Origin of the sequence: Sporosarcina sp. P19, assembly GCF_002743165.1 — a bacterium.
Taxonomy (GTDB): domain Bacteria; phylum Bacillota; class Bacilli; order Bacillales_A; family Planococcaceae; genus Sporosarcina; species Sporosarcina ureae.
The window spans coordinates 93821-115491 of the sequence record NZ_PDYR01000005.1; the positions used below are offsets into that span (position 1 = coordinate 93821).

The window sequence follows — 21671 nt, forward strand, 5'->3', positions numbered from 1 at the left end:
TGGAATCTCCTTTTGTCCTAAACTTTATAATTTGATTTGAAAACGCATTTGCACAGGTTCTTTCAATGTGGCAGTTCCGTATTTCTCTTTTATTGTAGACTCTACAAATAAATAGTACATGGCGCCTCGTTCGTAAACTGTTCCACTTAGCAAACGAATTTCAAGTGTCAATCCGTCTCGAGATGATTGAAAGCCTATTGGCATCTTTACTCCTAATTCATTCAGTACATATACATTATCACTATGAACAGAAGTCATGTCGAACTCTTTACCAAATTTGATAAACCAAGGCTTAGTCGGTTCTACATCAAATTTTGCATCACGTGTATCATAGCCGACACGCGGATAGGATATGGCAGGACCTTGTCTTTTGACTTCCACTGTAAGTACCGCTAATTTACCGCTGCCGTCTACTGTATTCACAATAATAGTAGCAGTTCCTTGACTGTGGGCAGTTAGTTTACCACCCACAACACTTACTATAGAAGGTTTACTCGATGTCCAGATCACATTTTGATTTGTTGCATTTGACGGTGTAATGCGAGGCATTAGTTGAACTTGTTCGCCCACCATCATCTCCAAGTCCGGCCCTTTATTCAACGTAATATCCGTGATAGGTATTTTCGTCAGTACCTTTTCCGCAATAGTGAAAGTATTTCTTGTCACGCCTTGTAAAACATCTGTTTGCAGATTGGGATTCAATGGATCATTACGCTTTTCTGTCCGCACACCACTGTTGTCATCTCTCACTATAAACGAATAATTATAATCTCCCGGTTCCAGCGTCTTTGTCAATACCCATACGTTATTCCGTTGTTTAACCATCGGTATCTCTGTCCAATAATCGTTAGTACCAAAGTTACCAGTCACCGCCACACTCTTCGTTTTAGCTCCTAATTCTAACTTCCCGATCGAATCATAACTACTGTAAGTGAATGTTACATCTTTATTATCAATCAAAGGCGTTTCCGATGCATACGGTGCGACACGCAGGACACTAAATACTCGACCAAATGAATCAATAGTTTTTTCGCGATTCAATGGATCCACTGTCCATTCATTGTTCACCCTGAAGCCATAATGAAATTCACCAGGGGGTAATTCCACTTGCAGTTCCCATCTATTGGTCGATACTTGTCTTAATGGAAGATCTATATTATTGTTAAAAGATCCCGTGAGTTGTACTTCAGATGCAAATCCATCATATCTAAACAGCACCTGATTGCCTTGAACGAATGGATATTCATCCAGTTTCATCACATGTTCTATTCCAGAAACCTTCTCGAATACAGGTAATTTTGTTGTGCTATCAGAAGACTTTTTATCCCAACGCCAGACCGAACCATCTACATTGACCGCCAATGTATAACTGTCAGTAGAATTTCCTCCACTGCCAATACTGATAGCGTCTTTCATCCCTTTTACCAAAATAGGAGTGGTTCTCACTGTTTGAACACCGGACGTGTGCCTTCCCCAAATCCACACAGACCCGTCTTCTCGTATCACAGCAGAATGATTAGCACCGGCAGAAATGGAAGAAACATGATTCATTCCCTCAACTTGAATAGGTGATAACCTCATTTCTCGTCCACCATTCCCCAATTGACCCAGATCATTTATTCCCCATGCCCAGACACCTGTACGATCTTGTTTTAAAGCCAATGTGTGATAATCTCCTGCAGAAATTTCCATGATATTGGAAAGTCCAGGAATCGTCTGGGGTGAACTATTGACATCAGCAGTTTCACCAATACCCAGTTGTCCAAATGTGTTGCGTCCCCATGCTGATACGGTACCATCACGCTTTAAGGCGACGGAATGTTCTTTTCCTCCAGCAACGGCAATTACATCGTCCACTCCACGTATTTCTACGGGCACTTCATGTTTCAAAAATGTTTCTGAACCGATTGGATTACCAAGCTGTCCATAGTAATTCTGTCCCCACGCCCACACATGTCCATTCTTATCAACTGCTAGCGTATGATGTGTGCCTGCTGCAATGGCCACAATATGATCCAAATTCTTACCATCTGCTTTGGTAACCTTCAAGGGATAAGGACCAACTAGAGTCGCCGGGTGTCCCAACTGACCGTATTCATTATTTCCCCACGTCCAAACATGTCCTGACTCATCTAATGCAACGGAATGCTTTCCACCAGCCGCTATCGCACGTATATTGAGCAGCCGGTTACCGTCCGCTTTTTTCACAGCGGAAGGGGTATCTGTACCACCTATACCCACTTGTCCAAAGGAGTTATTCCCCCAAGCCCAGACCGAACCATCCTCCTTCAAAACCATGAAATGTTCTTCTCCTGCATCCGTAACTTGTTCATGATTGAACGCACCATAGGCTTGTGCTTCTGAAGCGCCCGTTATGTACAGGATGAACATGACAATGGAAAAGACGGGTACAATTAGTTTCATTCTGCTCATATTATTCCCTCTACTTTCTCAAACTAATTCTGTAAGATGGTTACTTGAATTTTAATCATGTATTTACTAGAACCTTGTATTGCTGATAATCGTACTTCACGCGTTATAACATCTTCCTCAGATAATGTTTCACCAATAATACGCAGTTTTTCATCTTCAAATTCTATTTTTGTACTTCCTCCAAATATTGATTCATCATCTGACTCTACGTTAAAGCGTAATCCTTCTGGAAATCCAAACTTCTTTATATCTAGAGCTTGGCCATTATTCCAAACTGTCATAGTGCTTTCCATAAGCCCTGCGTTTCTTACAACTTCCGTATATCCACTGTCTTCAGAAGTTATATCACTAGTAGTCCATTCCAGAGGTAACGGAGTAGGCAATGCCACCCTAGTACCGCGTGTAATCATCAAGTGACCTGACGAGTCCGCATGCCGAGAAATTTGATCAATACCATCTTTTACAGTGATTTTTCTATTCAACCCATCCGTTACATTCAATTTCAATTCTTCTAAAGAGCCTTCCAACACGATTTCCTGCTCCGTATCAATCGTCATTTTAATGAGTTTACCGTATTTAGTACGATCGGTATAAGTAGTAACCAGTCTTACAGGAGACGTGTTTCTCATTGTAATACCCTGAACAGATGTATAATCATTCAAATGGATTGAATGAATACCACCACTTCTAATAACTGTAGACTTAGCAGAAGAGCTATCCAGTATGACTGTTCCTTCGACTCCAGCATGTATCTCAAGCTCCCCTTCAATATCTACGTTCTTTAAACGAAACATATAATTTCGAGAACCGTCACCTAGTATAATATCTCCTTTAATTTTTCCATTAAAAAGTGAAATATTCTTTCCGATGCGTAACGGACTGCTTAACACAATGGGATGATCTCCTAAAGTAATTGTGGTGAAGTCCGAATGTGCAATTGCCATTCGTAGCTGTTCTTCATTCTTCACCTGGATTGAGCGGCCTAGAGAATACATAACACCAATACGATCGTATTCACGTACTGGGAGCTGCTCAAAGACTGTTTTTGATAATTTAGGGTCTGCAGTCAGGTCATATAAACTTTTCACCTGACCAAAAGCTTTATCTGGTGTCTTTATATAATCATTTTTCAATATATCATTCTTAGACGGTGTATCACTCTTGGACGGGTTGATCTTTACTTTGAAAGTACGCTCAGCCAACCGACGCCCATGTAAATCAAATGCGGTTAATGTAAAATCATCAACGACACGATCACAATGATCTTCTACTTGGCCATCTGCCCCAGTTTGCTTATCGCAGACTGTTGCATCAATTCCAGCCTGTCCCATTGAGAAACCTTTGAGATCCGTTCTTCTATCCAAATCACGATTATGTTGCGCATCTCCATTGAAATCTACTTTCAGACGAGTCGCTTCCTCATCTGTTAGAATATCGATATTCGTTAAATGAGAACTTTTAAGATTTTGCACCATTCCATCCGCACGATGAATTGTCTCAATCTTATTTACATACAATTTCGGTAAATATAGCTTTACATCACGCGGGGCATTTGTGTTAAAAATGTTTTCATTAATTAACTTCATATTACTAGAAGTAGCAAAAACAGAATGAAAACTCGGTAATACATCATAGATTTTGAATGGGAATACATAATCTGATGTCTGATCAAAATAAAATGTCTCTTTTTCTACTCTCAACTCTAAATCCAGTCCTTTAGATGCGTCAATGAACTCTAAATTCTTGAATGTAACAATGAAATTTTTGTTGCTAGGGGTAATACTCTCAACTAACGGCAGTGCAACCCAAGCATTTCCTTGTTTTTGATAAACAGTCACTTTTCCATCATAAGCACCTGCATCAGATTTAATCAATTTATCAAAAGTGATCGCTAGCTTTTTCGCGCCGCTAAACCCATTATATTTTAACGTTACATCCGAGAAAAAGTCATATTGATAAGGCTTTTTCTCTGTAGACAACGTTGAACTAATTGCTGCATTTACACTACTGACTGAAACCAACACTACTAAACACAACATAGACAGTAGTATTGATATTTTTCCAGTCTTACTTTTTCTCTTCAAGCGAACCCCTCCTATTTTCATTCATAGTCGTTTTACGTTTCGTATGTATTGGCATGCTTCTCAAGCACATTTGCTATGAATACTCCTTTACCTTTTATCGGTTAATTCAATTGAAAATTAAGTGATAAAGTAATTCAATAGGATTCCAGTAGCCAGCGCCAGGAAATTCATTATAGCGAAAACAAGGACTCTTCGAAAAGAAGAATCCTTGTTTTGCATTGTTCATTATTTAACTTGAAGAAATCTAGAGGGGCCATAGGTTGAAATAGTGTTTTTTCCATCGTTAGTTATTTCTAATGTTCCGTGCCAAGGTATAACGACGCTATTTGTCCAAGCACTATTAAGTGTACGGCTACCTTCCGAGTGGACTGTGCCATCTTCATACCTAGAAATATATCGGTAAGCTCCAGAGCCAGACAATATAATCTCAATTGATGAATTATGATTGCTTGTCCACATAGCCTTTTCGCTAGATTTAATTGTCTTTTCAACTAGCGCAGATTCCGATGTAGCTTCGAATATGGAGATGTATGCCGGACTATATAAGATTAGCGGCTTTTTACCACTGTTTGTTATAAGCAAATCCTTATTGAGAAAAATTTCGTTTTTTATTATTGAAGAGGTAAGATGTGGTTGTCTTCCGAATTTCCCAATTCTATCTTGTGAATAAAATTCAACGAAGTCGTATATGTCTTCGGAAATTACTTTTAAACTCGAATGAGAATTACCACTATTTTTCGAAAACGCAGAAGTTGTTGGGTCGAGTATCATTTTCGTTAACGCTTCTTTATCTGCTTTTTCGTAAGAGTAAAGTTTAGAAGGAGCAATCAGAGTCAATGGCTCTATCCCTGGATTCGTAATAACAAATGCAGAATATCCACCTAGATTGCGTGTGTAGGGTTTTTTATCTGTTATAGCTACCTGATCAAAATCTCGAAGCTGACCGTCATGACTATATTCAACAAAGTCAAAATTCCCGGATCCTGAAAGAGTGATTTGGTTGTGGGCCGGATGCATGCTTTTCCAAATCATTGTTGATTTGGAAGGTAGAGTTACTTTATGCAAAGCCGGAATAATAGAGCTTTCAATTTGAAGATGCCGTGTTGGATAAGTAAGTTGCAATGGTGATTTACCAGTATTGGTTACAACCGTTTTTCCTTTAGCTGTTAAATAGGTCATCCCATTTAAATTAGTTGAAGTAGTAATATGCTTATAGCCACTAGAGGATCCGTCTTCAGTATATGAAGCATACTCTGCTTCACCAGATCCATCTATTTGAATTGATGTTTCGTAAATTGAGGTGTTCGAAAATTCAAGACTTTCCTTTGGTAGAAGTTCTTTAGTACTTAAAGCAGTCTCAATTTGTTTAGAAACCTTGAAAGTATCGGCTCTTCCATATATGACAAAGCTCTGTGTACCCTTGTTAGTCATTACAATTTCCTGGCCTTCCTCGATTCCAATTCGTTTAACATTAGAAGTAGGTTGAGTTGAGGAAATTTTGGCTGAATTCCATCTATCATAACTTACATAATCATACTGACTATTCGCTTCGACTGTGACGTCAGTATTGATTGAATTGGCTTGAATACTAATTGTTTCATTTGGTTTTACTTCATAGTCATAAACAAATAGATCAGGCATTTCTTTATAGCTGCTTATACGATAAGGAGCTATAATTGTAATTTCATTGTCGGCTAGAGTTTGAAGATGTGCTTTCGTTTCTTTTTCTAAACCAAATCTAAAATCCTCACTATCGATTCTATTATAGTAGTCCACTATTCCCTTTTTAGTAGAGTACCCTAAGTAATAATCTCGTCCTACTATTTTTAATTCATAATATTTCGGTGCTGTCGTTTGCCATTCAGTTACACTTTTCCCACTTTGCGAAACTCTCCAATAGGCAGGTTCATCTGTTGGTTTTATTGATAGTTCTTCGCCTGGTGAAAGGATAGGGGATTTAATATTAACGTCAAATGAAACAACGGCACTTGTCCCAACCGGAATATAAACATAATCTGTATTTAGTTGATTATGAACGATCGTTGAATCTGACGAGTAGGTAATGGTATCTCCCTTTTTAGATAGTGAATAATTGACGTTATACTTCCCATCATTCGTAATTTCAAAGCTGCTTTTATAAGCTTTTTGTGTAACTTGTCCAGGATCTGTCGATTTCTTAATGGTGAAGTGCTTAATCACATTTCGTTTTAATTTAGTTCCACCCAATTCCTTTATGTCGGTTGTTAAATAAAGTGTGTAAGAAGCTTCAGGTTTGTATCCGCCATCGGGAGGCGAAATGATAATTTTATCACCTGAAGAGGAAACTGATGGGGTAATGGTTACTTCTCCACCTTGAGAATCTCTGACGTACACAGATCCTTTATTTACGCTTTTCTTGTCAATCGGTTTGTTAAATGTAACGGTCCACGTTTTGGCGGCCGGAACACCTTTAGATTCCTCCCATATAAAATCCATGGAGCTGTCCGCTTGAACAGAAACTGGAACTACTGAAACGAAAGTAAATAATAATAAAAATAAAACTATAACCGATGTATCTCTTCCCTTAAACTTATTCATAATTATAATGACCCCCTATAGATTAGTTATGTAAACCCAAATACCCAACCTGCTCTATTATTATAGCACTAAACAATTGTTTGGATAGATGTTTTTCTTGCAATAATCTGCATATTTATTCTCGTGAATTAGGATAGAAATAAACCGCACCTACCCATTCTGTTCCGTTGAATTGAATTTCGTTTATCGATTTAATTATTGAGAATAAGTTACCCTCTTTTTAAAAAATCCGTACTACTAACTTGCTATCTAATAAAACCACAAAAGAGTTCCTAGACTGATTTCTCAAACTAGGAACTCTAATTGCATGTGGAACTCGCACATTTCGCAAAGTCTATCAATCCTATATCCACTATTGTAAAATTAGTAGATTTGTTCTATGATTAATAGAAATAACTGATAAAGGAGGAAACTGAATTGAAAAAAGTATTACTTACTTTTTTACTGGCAATCCTAGTTGTAGGAGGCACTACGCTTACTGCTGACGCGGCTGGAGTTGCAGAAAAAGGAATTTATACAATTACATCTGGAGAAGAAGCATATTACTCCACAAAAGATTTCAAAGGATTTGCAAAAGCTAAAAAGATTGATATCTTTAAATCTGAATCATTTATTGTTCTCGGTACAAGTGTCTACCCAATCACAGCATTGATTATGTCAAATGCTGCAATTGCACAGAGTGTAACACCGTTAGCAACATTTGAAAAAGATCATAACGTTGATTTCTCTGATATTGCAAACGGTACTGTGAATGAAAGCTTTGAAGTTGTAAGTATTGATTAATACATACACAATCAACGCATGATCCTTGCGATATATTAAGAAACTAAACAAACAAAAACACCTTTTATTGAAAATGAGGTATTGAACCTTATGAAATCAATGTAGAGGTGTTTTTTCTATGGGTATGAGTGTAAGTTATCTAAAAAAAGCCTCTAATGAAAGCTGTTGTAATTGTGATTGTCCGACCTATACAGCGCATCATATGCTATGTATCTTCCTAAGCAGTGAGTATATTTCGAGGGTTATTCCCACACATTTAGTGTTGTGGACAGAATTAGCCATTGAATACGGGCAGGAGATCCACCGACCAGATGACGCGATATTAACAGTAATAGAAACCAAGACTTCTATTACTATTTGTGCTTCTTATAATTTCATGGGTACTGGTACCCCCTTCGAAAGGAAAAGAATAATTGTGTGGGAACCTGGCCCTCGCAACACTTAGTTGGAAGTGAATGTATGAACTCTTACCTCTATTCAAAAAACCTGTATCCTTTTCAAGAAAACTCTCTATATGAAGTATGAGAAGTACAAATTGAGTACTCCTACTACACTGATCTCTAGGGGGACAACGATATGAAATTATTAATTAATGAAGAGCCAATTCCACTATTACCTTCACTCGCAATGAAAGTTGGGTTAAACGCCGCGCTATTCCTGCAGCAACTTCACTACCGCTTGAACATACCAAAAAACATACGGGACGGTCACAAATGGGTGTTCAATACATACGACGACTGGATCGAAGAATTTCCGTTTTGGTCACTGAACACGATCAAACGGATTACGTACGACTTGGAACAAAAGGGATATCTGATCACCACTTCGAAGCACAACAAGATGAAAATCGATAACACGAAATGGTATCTAATCGATTATGAACAGCTGCCATCAGTTTATAAACCAAGTGAGATACCGGCTGACCCAAATTGGAACGCGGCCCCCACCCAACATGAGACACCTACCAACCCACAATTGGAGGCTATGCCAACTCACACTGGGACGGTGGCGTATTCCACTATGGGACGGCCAATAACCAAAGAACTTAAGAATATAAAGAATAAACCCATTGTCGAGAACCATCTCGACGTCGCACATTCTGTGATACAGTACTTGAATGACAAAACCGGTAAACAGTTCAAGCCTCAATCCCCGGTTACCCGAAAATTTATAAACGGTCGAATCAAAGAAGGCTACACACAAGAAGACTTCATCCGTGTCATCGATCTAAAAACAAAGCAGTGGTTGAACCTTCATGAATTCAGCGCATTCCTGCGACCCTCTACGTTGTTTAACGCAACGAATTTTGAAAACTATGTCAATGAACTAGTCACGCCAAAGACACCGAAAAGACGCCTACTCGTTGCACCCGTGCTCGATTTCAACAGAGGGGATGAGTAAGCAATAAATAGTGAACGAGCGCTGGCAGATAGCACCTGATGGTTTTCAAATCGAGATGATTCAGGAATCACGTACAATTGTTTAATGTGAAGTTATCACAATAGCTTCTGAATTTAACAGAGCACAGCTATAAGCTTTTAAGTCCTCTCGATACTATGTATGATATGATACGACAAAGATATAAATGTAGGGAGTCGGATGAAGTGTGAAATATGTAGTACTAGCACAGTGCGCATATGATTCAGCCATCAGTCACTCTGTATGGATTGCTATAATTCCATGATGGCGACGAAGTTGGGAATAGAACTTCCGCAACTACCCAAAACATTTGTCGTAGATGACGCGAATGGAGTAAAACGCATTTTCGAAGTGGAGCGGCAGATCATGGGAACGGTAATTTTACTAACTGCCCATGAACAATGGGAGCAAAGATACGAGTTTGCAGTGGATGGGAAACCGAATGACGATCAACATAAACTGTTTGAACAACTGATAGAAAAAATAACACGCGGCCTGTCGGAGACGTATCTGGAAACAGGTAAATTTCCAACAGGTGAATCCTATACTTATGTAAGACAAAACCACTTGAAAAGCGTACTTGCCTACGATTTAGCCAACAGCGAAACACCGCTCGTCATCATCGACGGAAAGCCATATACATGGGATGAAGTGGGCCGTATTTTGCAGGCTTTCGAAGGATTTCAAGTGAAGATGGTCATGAAGGATTTGGCCGATGAGCTAGAGTGAACATCAGAACGTTTATTTAGTGACTTATTGTGTTTGGAACCGTGTGTAACGAGCTGGACGGATAGGCTGCTGTATTTTGCAAATACGTTATACAGAAGATTGCTATTGCAACTACATAGTATTGAAACTTGACAGAGAGCCTCTGCGGGCATATGTATCAAGCCAGGAAGCCAGCTGTATCAAAGGCTGGCTTTGGCTGCGAAGCCCATCATGTCTCCCGTTCCAAGTAAAGTTGCAAAGCCGGATTGGGTTGCAATACTGTGTACCTTCACTTTGCACTAAACAGTTACAATCAAAAAAGAGTTTTCTGACCGATTTCACATCCAGAAACTTCTTCATATTGTACATCATATTGTTATCGGAACAGCTTCTGGATTATCCCGTGCACAGGTAAGCGCTTATTAAATCGTTATTAATGAAAATTTCAACACCGATATTCACATGTTCATATTCTTTGCAACACACGGCGGTTAAAATTCATCAACGATTTGATGATGTTGTATAATAACCAGGTATCTTTTCAAGTGAACAAGTTTTGAAACCAAAAAGAAAGCCCTCAATTATTTTTATGATTAGAAGACTCTCAGTAGGATTGTATGAATAATTCCCGAGTTGCGTATTGAATAGGTTAGGTTTTCAATCCCTGCTAAATAAATCCCTAGTGTATACCTTATTCTTAACATCACGTAAATCATCAGACAAGCGATTTGCAACAATCACATCCGAAATACGCTTAAACTCTTCAAAGTCATTAACCACCTTGGAGTTAAAGAATATTTCCTCTTGAAGTGCTGGCTCATATACGATAACTTCAACACCTCTTTCTTCTAGCCGCTTCATAACGCCTTGAATAGCAGATTGTCTAAAGTTATCAGAATCTGTTTTCATCGTTAATCTATATATACCGACTACTGAAGGGTTTCGTTTTATAATCATATCAGCAATATGATCTTTTCTTGTCTGATTCGCATCAACTATTGCCGAAATTATATTATTAGGAACTTCTTCATAGTCGGCAAGTAGCTGTTTAGTATCTTTAGGTAGACAGTATCCTCCATACCCAAATGATGGGTTATTATAGTGGCTTCCGATTCTCGGATCAAGTCCCATGCCATCAATAATCTGTTGTGCATTTAATCCTCTTACCTCGGCATATGAATCTAGCTCATTAAAGAATGCAACTCTCATCGCTAAATATGTATTCGAAAATAACTTAGTCGCTTCTGCTTCAGTTGAATTTGTAAATAAAACCGGAACATCTTGTTTAATTGCTCCTTGTGCCAATAAGTCTGCAAATTTCTTCGCCCGCTCTGACTGTTCACCGACGATAATTCTAGAAGGATATAAATTGTCATATAAAGCTCGACCTTCTCTTAGGAACTCAGGTGAGAAGATAATATTTTGTGTTTCAATTTTTTTTCTTATTGCTTCTGTAAACCCGACCGGTACTGTTGACTTAATAACCATTATAGCCTCTGGATTAATCGCAACTACATTCGCAATGACAGTTTCAACTGTCTTAGTATCAAAATAGTTTTTATCAGGATCATAGTTTGTCGGTGTTGAAATGATAATATATTCTGCATCTTTAAATGCACTATTAGCATCTGTTGTTGCTGTTAAGTTTAAATCCTTTGTTTCCAAGAACTCTTCAATCTCATTATCCTGTATAGGAGACTTTTTATTATTAATCATATCTACTTTTTCTTGGATAATATCATAGGCAATGACTTCATTGTGTTGAGATAACAATATTGCATTTGATAATCCCACATATCCAGTTCCTGCAATTGTGATTTTCATTCCTTAGACACATCCCTGTTCTAAACTGTTTATTTCACTTTATAGTAACCAACATACCAATCGGCAAATTTTTGTAGCCCATCCTCAATTGAGGTTTCTGGTTTAAATCCAACGGCCTTCTGCAATAAGTCAGTCGAAGCGTAAGTTGCCGGAACATCACCAGGCTTAATTGGTTCGAATACTTTATTAAACTCGACTTTTCTTTCAGTAGCCTTGCTTAAAGCGCATTCTAATGTTTCGATAAATGTCATTAACTTCTCTGGACTGTTGTTCCCAATATTAAACACTTTATGTAGATGACCATCAACAGGTGGATTACTCATGAGACGTTCAATACCCTCAATAATGTCATCAATATATGTAAAGTCCCGGTAAAGGTCATTTTGGAAATCTCCATTGTTAAATATCTTAATTGGTTCACCTGCAAAATATTTATCGGCAAAACCATAATAAGCCATATCTGGTCTACCCATAGGGCCGTATACAGTAAAGAACCGAAGCCCTGTTGCAGGAATACTATAAAGGTGGCTATAAGAATGTGCCATTAATTCGTTTGATTTTTTTGTGGCTGCATAAAGCGATACTGGGTTGTCCACAAAATCTGTTTCTTCAAACGGAACCTTTTTATTAGTTCCATAGACAGAACTTGATGATGCGTAAATTAAATGGTCCACTGGATAATGTCTGCAAGACTCTAAGATATTATAGAATCCAATGATATTGCTTTGTATATATACATCGGGATTCTCGATTGAATAACGTACACCAGCTTGAGCAGCAAGATTTACTACAATATTCGGCTTGTATTTCTCAAATATATTTGTAATGGTGAATTTGTCCGATATATCCGCTTTTATAAAAGTGAAATCTTCGTAAGGTTTCAGATTCTCCAAACGGGCATTTTTAAGATTTACATCATAGTAATCATTTATGTTATCGATACCAATAACTCGGCATCCTTGTTCTAGGAACTTTTTTGATAAATAGTATCCAATGAAGCCCGCTGCCCCAGTGATAAGGTATACTTTGCTAGGATCTATTTCTTTGAAATTCAAGATTCCTCGACTCCTTAATTCTATCTAATTTCAATTTATATTCCACAGAAATATAATTAGAATAAATACAATAAACTTTATTTACTGTACTGCTTTTCAAAATAATTCTGGTACTCGCCATTAATAATTTGCTCCCACCATTCCTTGTTATCAAGATACCATTGAATTGTTTGAGCAATACCTGTTTCAAATGTATATGTTGGTTCCCAACCTAGCTTTTCAAGTTTCGTTGGATCAATGGCATAACGTTTATCATGGCCTAAACGATCTTTAACAAATTCAATTAAATCTTCAGATTTACCCAATGTACTAATAATAGTTTTTACAACTTCTAAATTAGTCTTCTCATTATGTCCACCTATATTGTATACTTCTCCAGTTACACCTTCGTGTAACACTAAATCAATTGCAATACAGTGATCTAAAACATGTAACCAGTCACGTATATTTTTTCCGTCTCCATAAACGGGTACTTTTTGGTCATTTAAAACACGTGAAATCGTTAAAGGGATTAATTTTTCTGGAAAGTGATATGGACCATAATTATTCGAACAACGAGTAATATTAATTGGTAAACCATATGTTTCATGATAAGAACGTACAAGTAGGTCAGATGCTGCTTTACTTGCACTGTAAGGGCTATTAGGCTGTATTGGAGTGTCTTCAGTAAAGAATGTCGTTGGATCAAAATCAAGTTCTCCATATACTTCATCCGTTGAAACATGGACAAATTTTGAAATTCCAATTTGTTTGGAGGCTTCAAGCAATACTTGTGTCCCCACTACATTCGTCTGAACAAAAATCCCCGGGTCAGTAATAGAGCGATCCACATGACTCTCAGCAGCAAAATGAACAACATAATCAAATTGTACTTTTTCAAATAAAGAAAGTATAACTTCTCTATCTGCAATGTCTGCCTTTACAAAATGATAATTTTCCTTCTGCTCTAGATCACGATGTTTCATTAAATCACCAGCGTAGGTTAATAAATCTAAATTGAAAATATCATAATGTGGATATTTATCAACCATGTATTGTACAAAGTTTCCACCTATGAAACCGGCACCACCCGTTACTAACACTTTCTTTTTCAGCATTACTTTACCTCCTCTGATATTTCATGTATGTATCGCGTAACAGCATCTTGCCATTTCGGTAATGGCTCAAAACCACTGTCTAGGAGTTTTTGTTTAGACATACGGGAGTTTTTAGGACGAACAGCACGAGTTGGATATTCTTCAGTAGTAATAGAATTAACTTTGACCTCTTTATTAGCTTGTCTGAATACTTCTTGTGCAAACTCCGCCCAGGTGCAAAAGCCTTCATTTGAAGCATGATAAACTCCATATTTATCACTTTGAATCATATCTATTAATAATGTCGCCAAATCAGATGTATATGTGGGAGAACCAACTTGATCTCCAACAACATTTAATTCGTTTCGTGTTTCAGCTAATTTCAGCATGGTCTTCACAAAATTATTTCCATTCACTCCAAAAACCCATGAAATACGAACGACAAACCATTCATCTACTATATTCTTGACTATTTTTTCACCTTCATATTTAGTTAGTCCGTAGTATCCAACCGGGTTAGGTACATCTACTTCTTTAAATTCTGAATTTCCCTGCCCATCAAGAACGTAATCTGTACTTATATACAGCAGTTTCGCATTTATGCTTCGGGCTGCCTCAGCTATATTCTTCGTTCCTGCAACATTCACATTCCAGCACTGCTCTTTATCATCCTCAGCCTTATCTACAGCAGTATACGCGGCACAATGAATAATTGCATCAGGTTTTATATTATTAATAAAGTAAGAAACCTCAGCCTCATTTTGGATATCTAACTCTCCAGAGCCTATGCCTACCATGTCAAGACCAAGCTTCAATCCTTGCCTAACAACATCGAAACCCAATTGACCTGTATAACCAGTAACTACGATTTTCATTTGATTACTCCCCATAACTAAAGTTGTTTTCAGCATCCTTTAATAATGGTGCTTTTTTATCTTTATCTGATAAGACGGGCACAATTTCAATTGGCCACTCTATACCTATTTCAGGGTCATCCCAAATAATTCCTCTATCACACTCAGGTGCATAAAGTTCATCCACTTTATACTGAACCTCAACATCATCTGTTAGGGTAAGAAAACCATGGGCAAAGCCTTTTGGAATTAATAATTGTTTTTTGTTTTCTGCAGATAATTCAATTCCAAACCATTTTCCAAATGTTGAACTTCCTTTACGTATATCTACTGCAACATCATAAATTGCGCCCTTAATACACCTCACTAACTTTGTCTGTGCCTTCGAATTTAATTGATAATGTAATCCCCTAAGAGTACCTTTTACTGCCGAGAATGAATGATTATCCTGAATAAATTTTACATTTATACTTGCTTCAAAGAAATTTGATTCGTTGTATGTTTCCATAAACCAGCCGCGATGATCTCCAAATATTTTAGGTTCTATAATAGTTATCCCGTCTAAATTGGTTTTAGTAAATTTCATTTTCTATATCACATCTCTCAATCTTTAGTATTTTATTTCTCCATTAGCAACCTTCAATAAATACTGCCCGTATCCAGTTTTACTAAGTTTTTCTCCAGATTCCCGTAACTTTTGCTTAGAAATCCAGCCGTTTATAAAAGCTACTTCTTCAGGAGCAGCAATCTTTATTCCTTGATGTTCTTCAACAGTCTTAACAAAATTTGTAGCATCCACCAAACTTTGATGAGTTCCAGTATCCAACCAAGTGAATCCTCTGCCTAGTAATTCCACTTCCAATCCCCCCATTTTTAGGTATGCATCATTTATTGAGGTGATTTCTAGTTCACCACGCACAGACGGTTGAATTTTTTTAGCAATATCAATTACACAATTATCATAAAAATATAACCCCGTAATAGCATAATTAGATTTAGGTACTTTAGGCTTTTCCTCAACACTAATTACTTTTCCATCTTCATTAAACTCCACAATTCCAAAGCGGTGAGGATCCTGTACATGATAACCAAATACAGTAGCACCATTTCTTTTATTTGCTGCACGTTGAAGTATTTTTCTCATACCACTTCCATAATAGATGTTATCACCTAATATCATAGCAACAGGATTATCACCAATAAACTCCTCGCCAATCAAAAAAGCCTGTGCTAACCCATCAGGGGACGGTTGAATTTTATACTGTATTGAGATACCAAATTGTGAACCATCTCCTAACAAGATTTCAAAACGTTCCGTGTCTTCTGGAGTAGATATTATTAGTATTTCATTAATTCCGGCTAACATTAATGTTGATAGTGGGTAATAAATCATTGGTTTATCATACACGGGTAATAATTGCTTACTAGTAACCATTGTTAAAGGATAAAGACGGGTACCACTACCACCTGCTAGTATAATTCCTTTCATGCTTAAATGCTCCTTTCAATTTCCGTATAAAATTAATACGAACTAGTTTATCTATACTCAATTCGAATTTAACAATTAACTCCATTTAGAGTGCTTTAGTTTTCACACTTTATTATGTTTTCTTTATAACTTTATTGTTTCCATTTCAATTGTTACTAGAAATAGATTTATACCTCTTTTCATAAGAAACAGATGTAATTATGATCCCAACCCCAATAAATAAATATATCATGAATAACCTGCTTCCAATATTAGGTTCTACCATTCCATGCAATAAAATGACTAGAAAGCTACGTTTGAATCCAAGTATAAACAGTCTCATATTATTATCTACAACTGTTTTATAACTTGATTTTAAAAATCTATATATATAAAATAACAGAATTATAAAAATTGAAAACCCGATTATACCATTGTCCCCGAGTAATTGTAAGATGAAATTATGAGCTAAGGTATATTCTCCTAAAAAGTTTGCTTTTATATTAAAATATCCGTTACCTACAATAGGACTTTTTAAAAATGCCAAATAGTATTCTCTAAAGATTTCTAGTCTAGTTAAAAAGTTGCTCTGTTCTGAGAGGTTTTCAAACCTTCCAGTATTTATCATTTGGAATAGAAATGATTTTCCTTCTATATATACTACTCCCGCCCCAAGTAGAATTAACAATAAAGAACTTATCTTTCTTATTAGACTTTTTTTGTTGCTAAGTAAGTCAATCTGTACGTAAAGTAAAGTGAATATTATTATTATTATTATTGCACTTCGTGAAGCAGTAAAAATAATACCGATAGATATTAATGTTAAACATACTAAATTGATAAATGAATGCTTACCTTTTAATAATTTGGTTAGACTCACAAAAAACGGCAAAAGTAAAATTGAAGCTAAATAATTACTTGCACCGATACTTAAAACAATTTTATTGCCTATTAAAAACTCACCATTATTCTTAAAAATGGTCTCATATATAATAAAACTAGCTAAAATACACCCCGAATAAATATAATATTTTATGAGTTTAGCAGATGTTTTTAACTTTATATCTGAAAACATTAATATTAGAAACATGGCTTCAAAATATCCTAATAACCCGATAGAGTATCTTCCTAAATCAACAATATTGATTAATGAAAAGAAACCTGCAAATATAAAAAAAATACTATACTTTCCTATATTATTAAAAGTTATGGTTCTTTTGCACATAAGAGAAATAATCCATAACACTATTGTTAAAAGCAAGAAGATCTCTCCGATATAAACAGTGAGGGATGAACCCGCTACTGGCAGAGTTATTGGAGGTAAAAATAAGGTTAATAAAATCAATATAATTAGAATTAAAAATATACTGTTTAGACCTTTTTGGCTGAAATCCATTATCCATACACCACCAGAAGTCACACCACCAATAGGATGGCTTTATTTTTTACTTTCATAAAAATCCCATGACAATGCAACATTAAATAAAAAATCTTTTACTATAAATAATCTTTGTTAATCAAAAATATTACAGTTATAATACAAATCCAATTATGAAAATCAGAGCCTTTGATTTTGGATGACAGTATCACACTGAAATTTTAAAAGTTACTTTTAATAATGGATCTTAAAATTTGTTTTCAATCTAAATATCAGGTATTTCAATTACTTTAAAAGTTCTCGTATATTTTTGATTGTGTTTAAAATATCATTTTTCTTAATTACCAAATACCATATATAAAAGAATAGATATATTGATAGCGAATACCAAAAACTGAAATACCATCCCGCAAGTATGAAAATTAATGTAACCAGTAATTCATACAGAATATCTTTATACAAAAAGATTTTTAAGGATTTCGAAAGAATTATTTCTGCTATAATACATCGAATTGCTATAAGAATAAAAATAGAAAAAACAGCCACATTTAGATCTTTTAATACCAATGCAATAAAAACGGTTGTAGTAATACTTATAATTAAAGAGATTACATTAATTCCTAATAGCATTTTTTCTTTTCTTAATGTTTTATAATACGTATTAATTAGTAATGCCATTTTACCTTCATAAACACACAACGGAAAAAGTAGTATCATATAAATTAAGCTATCATTATATTCAGGTAACCAGGCCACCAGAATTATCTTTAAAGGATAATAAATTATTAGAGAACCCAATAATAATACCATTAAAAAATTCCTCATAATTATATAAATACCTTCTAGATTTCCTTCCTTAGTTCTTCTTAGAATAGGAAACATTATAATCCCTAGAGCATTGATAAATACCATCAATAAACTACTTATGCTTAAAGTAAGAGATACCTTTCCAAAAACCGCAACGCCCCATGAACGTTCTATACCAAATCTAACTGTTCCAATAATTAACATGCTCGCAATATTTGAAAGCATTAACTTTATTCCAACCCTAATATTTATTAATGATTCTCTAAAACTAAAATAAAAAGAAGAAATTTTACGAAATACAATATCTTTGCAATAATATACTGCCACAGATAAAGATAATAATTTCCCTATTAAATCGGATATTATTAAGAGCTCAACATTCCTAATACCAAATATCAAGAAAACAATAATTAAACAACAATATAAAATTCTGTCATAAAGTATTATTTGGGAATATTCTTTAATTCTATTTGTACTCTGTAAAATAAATCCTAACATATTTTTTGTATTTACTAAAAATAAGCATATAGCCGTCATTTGAATTATAAAAGTCTTTTCCTCACTATCTAGAAATAATATAGCTGTACCTATTATTATTACAGCTATTCCAGTTTGTATAAATACAAAACTATAAAATTGAGAAAAAAATAAACCTTTATCCAAATTCTTATATTCTTTTCCTCCGTATCTTAAATATATCCCATCGTTCCATCCAAAATGCATAAAACCCACATAAGAGGAGTAAAATAAATATAATTGGTAATAACCATACTCTTCAACACCTATTAACTTTGGTAGTACTAATATTACCAATGTTGATATTAGTAAAGATACAAGATTTGATGTCAGTGTATAGAAATAGTTTTTAATGAACTCAATAGCTTTTCTACTCAAAACAATAACCTCAATATTAACTGCATATTCTTTACTTCCTTTAGAAGCTCTTAACTATTAATAAGAACTCTTACAAATAGATTGAAAAATCATTTCTGACATTAATAATAAAAGTTGTAAACGATATTATTGAAATTGAATATATATCAATTATTATTGATATAAGTAAAATAAGTTAAAGCAAATACTAAACTTATAATTAATATAGTCTTTTATATTTGCTTATGATCCAAATTTTAATGAAGTTCTTGAAAGGGGTTAAAACCATAGTTTCCAACATAGAATATCGCATTGCTGATTTAAGTAATATTTTCTGAAATTTATTTATATCTCTATAATTTGTCTGAAAGTAGTATTTTGAATTCAAGTGAATCTTATGTGTTTGTAAGGTTTTCAATGTTTTTCTTATTGTTGTAGAATGCATATGAATATAGGATAAACCAGTGATAATTCCTGCGTAATAACCATGAGATTTTAGCTTTGTGGCTAAAATATTCTCCTCATAAAAAAGAAAAGTTCCCTCATCCATAAAGTTTATTTCCTTTAAGACCGATGTTCTGATAGCAAAAAATGATCCTATCGGTATATCCACTTTCAAAATTTCCATATCATAATTAACTTTATTGCTGGATCTAAATCTATTTAATATCCTATAAAATATAGTACAGGATCCTAAATCACTCATATATGAAGGGGTATTTATATATGAATTCGTAACATTTCCGTTCTTATCAAGTACAACACCAGAGAGTAAGGCATACTGTTGATTGTGTTTAAATGTCTCTAGTATCCCAATTATAAAATTCTCTTCAATATCTATATCAGGATTTGCAATCAAAATCAGTTCTGGTTTATATCTATTAATCAAGTATTTCGCTCCAAAGTTATTGCCATATGCATACCCTCCATTAAACTTCGTTTTCAGGATATTACATTTATTACTCTCGAATCCCTTTAATTTTTCGAAGGAGTTATCTGTTGAGCAATTATCAACTACTACAATGTGGTTAATTGACGTAAATAATGTAATCTTTCTAAGTAAGCTTATAACAGTTTCACTGTCATTATAATTCAAAATAACTATTCCAGTTGTTAACATTTTCCACCTCATATTTTATAATAAATACGCCATATGTATAAAATTTTATTTAAGGTATTATTGTTTTATATTACCTTTTGAAACTTCTTCATAGACTTTGATGTAGGCTGTTACCATTTTATTAATATCAAAACAACTTCCTCTTATTAAGCATGCTTCTGAAATATTAAGATAATAACTTTCATTCATTAAGAGGTCTCGAATTATATTAGAAAGTTGATTATAATTTCCTTTTTCAAATAGCAAACCTGCCCCTTCTACGACCTCTGACAAACCTGGGACATTACTAGCAATAACTGGTTTGGCTGCTGCCATTCCTTCTACAGCTGCCAAACCGAAGCCTTCCCAATGTGATGATAATATTACTATATCGACTGTCTTAAGTATCCTATCAATGTCATTTCTAAACCCCAGAAAATGCACCCTATTAGCAACCCCTAAACTTTTGGATAAATCTTCATTTTCTTGTTTTAATTCACCTTCACCAATTAGTAGAAGATGAATATCATTGGGTAAAAGTTTCATTGACCTAATAATAGTCGCTTGATCTTTCTGCCTAGAGAAACGTCCAACCATACATATTAATTTCTCATGTCCACATAATTTTATATCAATTTCTTTTATTTGATATGGCTTTGCTTCAACAAATCGTCCTATGTTTACTCCATTTTCAATAACTTTATATTTACTAGAATATTCACCCTTTACATTTAGCCATTCTATAAGATTAGCTTGAGTGTTAGGACTTATTGAAATTATTTTCGTATAACAAGAGTATATAAACTTTTCAATAAGGTATAAGTACCATTTATTTCTTCTTCTGTTATGAGTACTATGTTCAGTATAAATAAAGTCAGGCTTGTTATTAAATAAAGTTATTGAAGCCAACGCTGACCAGTAATTAGTAGGAAAAAGGTGAACGTGAACAATATCATATTTTCCTTTTGTTATATACTTTCTAATATAATAAATATTAATTGGATTTCGTGACCGATTTAAAGTAATTACATGTATTTTAATACCTTTCCTTATTAAATTTTTATCAAAAACATTATTTTCATTATTTAATACTAGTACTTCTACTTCAATATTTTCCGAATCGTTCATCAATGGGACTGTATCTTCCACTAACTTCTGTGCGCCACCTGAACTTAAACTACTTATAAGATGGAGTATTTTCAAATTAATTCTCTCCTAATCACTAATAAAGCA

General features: G+C 34.9%; 16 protein-coding genes and 1 pseudogene. 4 read left to right on the plus strand and 13 right to left on the minus strand.

Annotated elements, in window-relative coordinates:
* Positions 1-24 precede the first annotated feature (24 nt).
* From CSV74_RS07515 to CSV74_RS07525, 3 genes are all read right to left on the minus strand, one after another.
* Positions 25-2433: an RCC1 domain-containing protein gene (locus CSV74_RS07515; RefSeq protein WP_099691212.1), complete on the minus strand. Its 2409-nt coding sequence runs from the start codon at positions 2431-2433 to the stop codon at positions 25-27.
* 23 nt (positions 2434-2456) lie between these two features.
* Entirely contained in the window at positions 2457-4517 is a 2061-nt protein-coding gene (locus tag CSV74_RS07520; RefSeq protein WP_099691213.1) for a hypothetical protein, read from the minus strand.
* A 225-nt stretch (positions 4518-4742) separates the two neighbouring features.
* Positions 4743-7094, minus strand: a complete 2352-nt coding sequence (locus tag CSV74_RS07525; protein ID WP_099691214.1) for an Ig-like domain-containing domain — start codon at positions 7092-7094, stop codon at positions 4743-4745.
* A 417-nt stretch (positions 7095-7511) separates the two neighbouring features.
* Here CSV74_RS07525 and CSV74_RS07530 point away from each other — a divergent pair, with 417 nt between their 5' ends.
* The 4 genes and pseudogenes from CSV74_RS07530 to CSV74_RS07545 all read left to right on the plus strand — a co-directional run bounded on the left by CSV74_RS07530 (position 7512) and on the right by CSV74_RS07545 (position 10025).
* Positions 7512-7877, plus strand: coding sequence for a hypothetical protein (locus CSV74_RS07530; RefSeq protein ID WP_099691215.1), 366 nt, complete (start codon positions 7512-7514; stop codon positions 7875-7877).
* 576 nt (positions 7878-8453) lie between these two features.
* Positions 8454-9278 (plus strand): conserved phage C-terminal domain-containing protein, encoded by an 825-nt coding sequence (locus tag CSV74_RS07540; RefSeq protein ID WP_099691217.1) that lies wholly within the window; start codon positions 8454-8456, stop codon positions 9276-9278.
* 249 nt (positions 9279-9527) lie between these two features.
* A pseudogene (locus CSV74_RS17150) lies at positions 9528-9581 on the plus strand (DUF7685 domain-containing protein); the annotation flags it as partial.
* Positions 9561-10025, plus strand: coding sequence for a DUF7686 domain-containing protein (locus tag CSV74_RS07545; protein WP_483315649.1), 465 nt, complete (start codon positions 9561-9563; stop codon positions 10023-10025). The pseudogene CSV74_RS17150 and the gene CSV74_RS07545, both read left to right, overlap by 21 nt.
* 636 nt (positions 10026-10661) lie before the next feature.
* On the opposite strand, the gene CSV74_RS07550 is transcribed toward CSV74_RS07545, so the two are convergent.
* The 10 genes from CSV74_RS07550 to CSV74_RS07595 all read right to left on the minus strand — a co-directional run bounded on the left by CSV74_RS07550 (position 10662) and on the right by CSV74_RS07595 (position 21641).
* Positions 10662-11828 (minus strand): nucleotide sugar dehydrogenase, encoded by a 1167-nt coding sequence (locus tag CSV74_RS07550; protein ID WP_099691219.1) that lies wholly within the window; start codon positions 11826-11828, stop codon positions 10662-10664.
* 29 nt (positions 11829-11857) lie between these two features.
* On the minus strand, positions 11858-12883 hold the full coding sequence (locus CSV74_RS07555) for a GDP-mannose 4,6-dehydratase (protein WP_099691220.1): 1026 nt from the start codon (positions 12881-12883) through the stop codon (positions 11858-11860).
* 77 nt (positions 12884-12960) lie between these two features.
* Positions 12961-13980 (minus strand): dTDP-glucose 4,6-dehydratase, encoded by a 1020-nt coding sequence (gene rfbB, locus CSV74_RS07560; RefSeq protein ID WP_099691221.1) that lies wholly within the window; start codon positions 13978-13980, stop codon positions 12961-12963.
* Entirely contained in the window at positions 13980-14834 is an 855-nt protein-coding gene (gene rfbD / locus CSV74_RS07565) for a dTDP-4-dehydrorhamnose reductase (RefSeq protein ID WP_099691222.1), read from the minus strand. The genes rfbB and rfbD overlap by 1 nt, the downstream gene beginning before the upstream one ends.
* 4 nt (positions 14835-14838) lie before the next feature.
* Positions 14839-15399 (minus strand): dTDP-4-dehydrorhamnose 3,5-epimerase, encoded by a 561-nt coding sequence (gene rfbC, locus CSV74_RS07570; RefSeq protein ID WP_099691223.1) that lies wholly within the window; start codon positions 15397-15399, stop codon positions 14839-14841.
* A gap of 24 nt (positions 15400-15423) precedes the next feature.
* Positions 15424-16302: a glucose-1-phosphate thymidylyltransferase RfbA gene (gene rfbA / locus CSV74_RS07575; RefSeq protein WP_099691224.1), complete on the minus strand. Its 879-nt coding sequence runs from the start codon at positions 16300-16302 to the stop codon at positions 15424-15426.
* Positions 16303-16447: 145 nt separating this feature from the next.
* Positions 16448-17677 carry an O-antigen ligase family protein gene (locus CSV74_RS07580; protein WP_099691225.1) on the minus strand — a complete coding sequence of 410 codons (1230 nt, stop codon included), beginning with the start codon at positions 17675-17677 and terminating at the stop codon, positions 16448-16450.
* Positions 17678-17944: 267 nt separating this feature from the next.
* Positions 17945-19360, minus strand: coding sequence for an MATE family efflux transporter (locus tag CSV74_RS07585; RefSeq protein ID WP_099691226.1), 1416 nt, complete (start codon positions 19358-19360; stop codon positions 17945-17947).
* A gap of 199 nt (positions 19361-19559) precedes the next feature.
* On the minus strand, positions 19560-20459 hold the full coding sequence (locus tag CSV74_RS07590) for a glycosyltransferase (RefSeq protein ID WP_158231771.1): 900 nt from the start codon (positions 20457-20459) through the stop codon (positions 19560-19562).
* A gap of 57 nt (positions 20460-20516) precedes the next feature.
* Positions 20517-21641: a glycosyltransferase gene (locus CSV74_RS07595; protein ID WP_099691228.1), complete on the minus strand. Its 1125-nt coding sequence runs from the start codon at positions 21639-21641 to the stop codon at positions 20517-20519.
* Between the last annotated feature and the right edge of the window lie 30 nt (positions 21642-21671).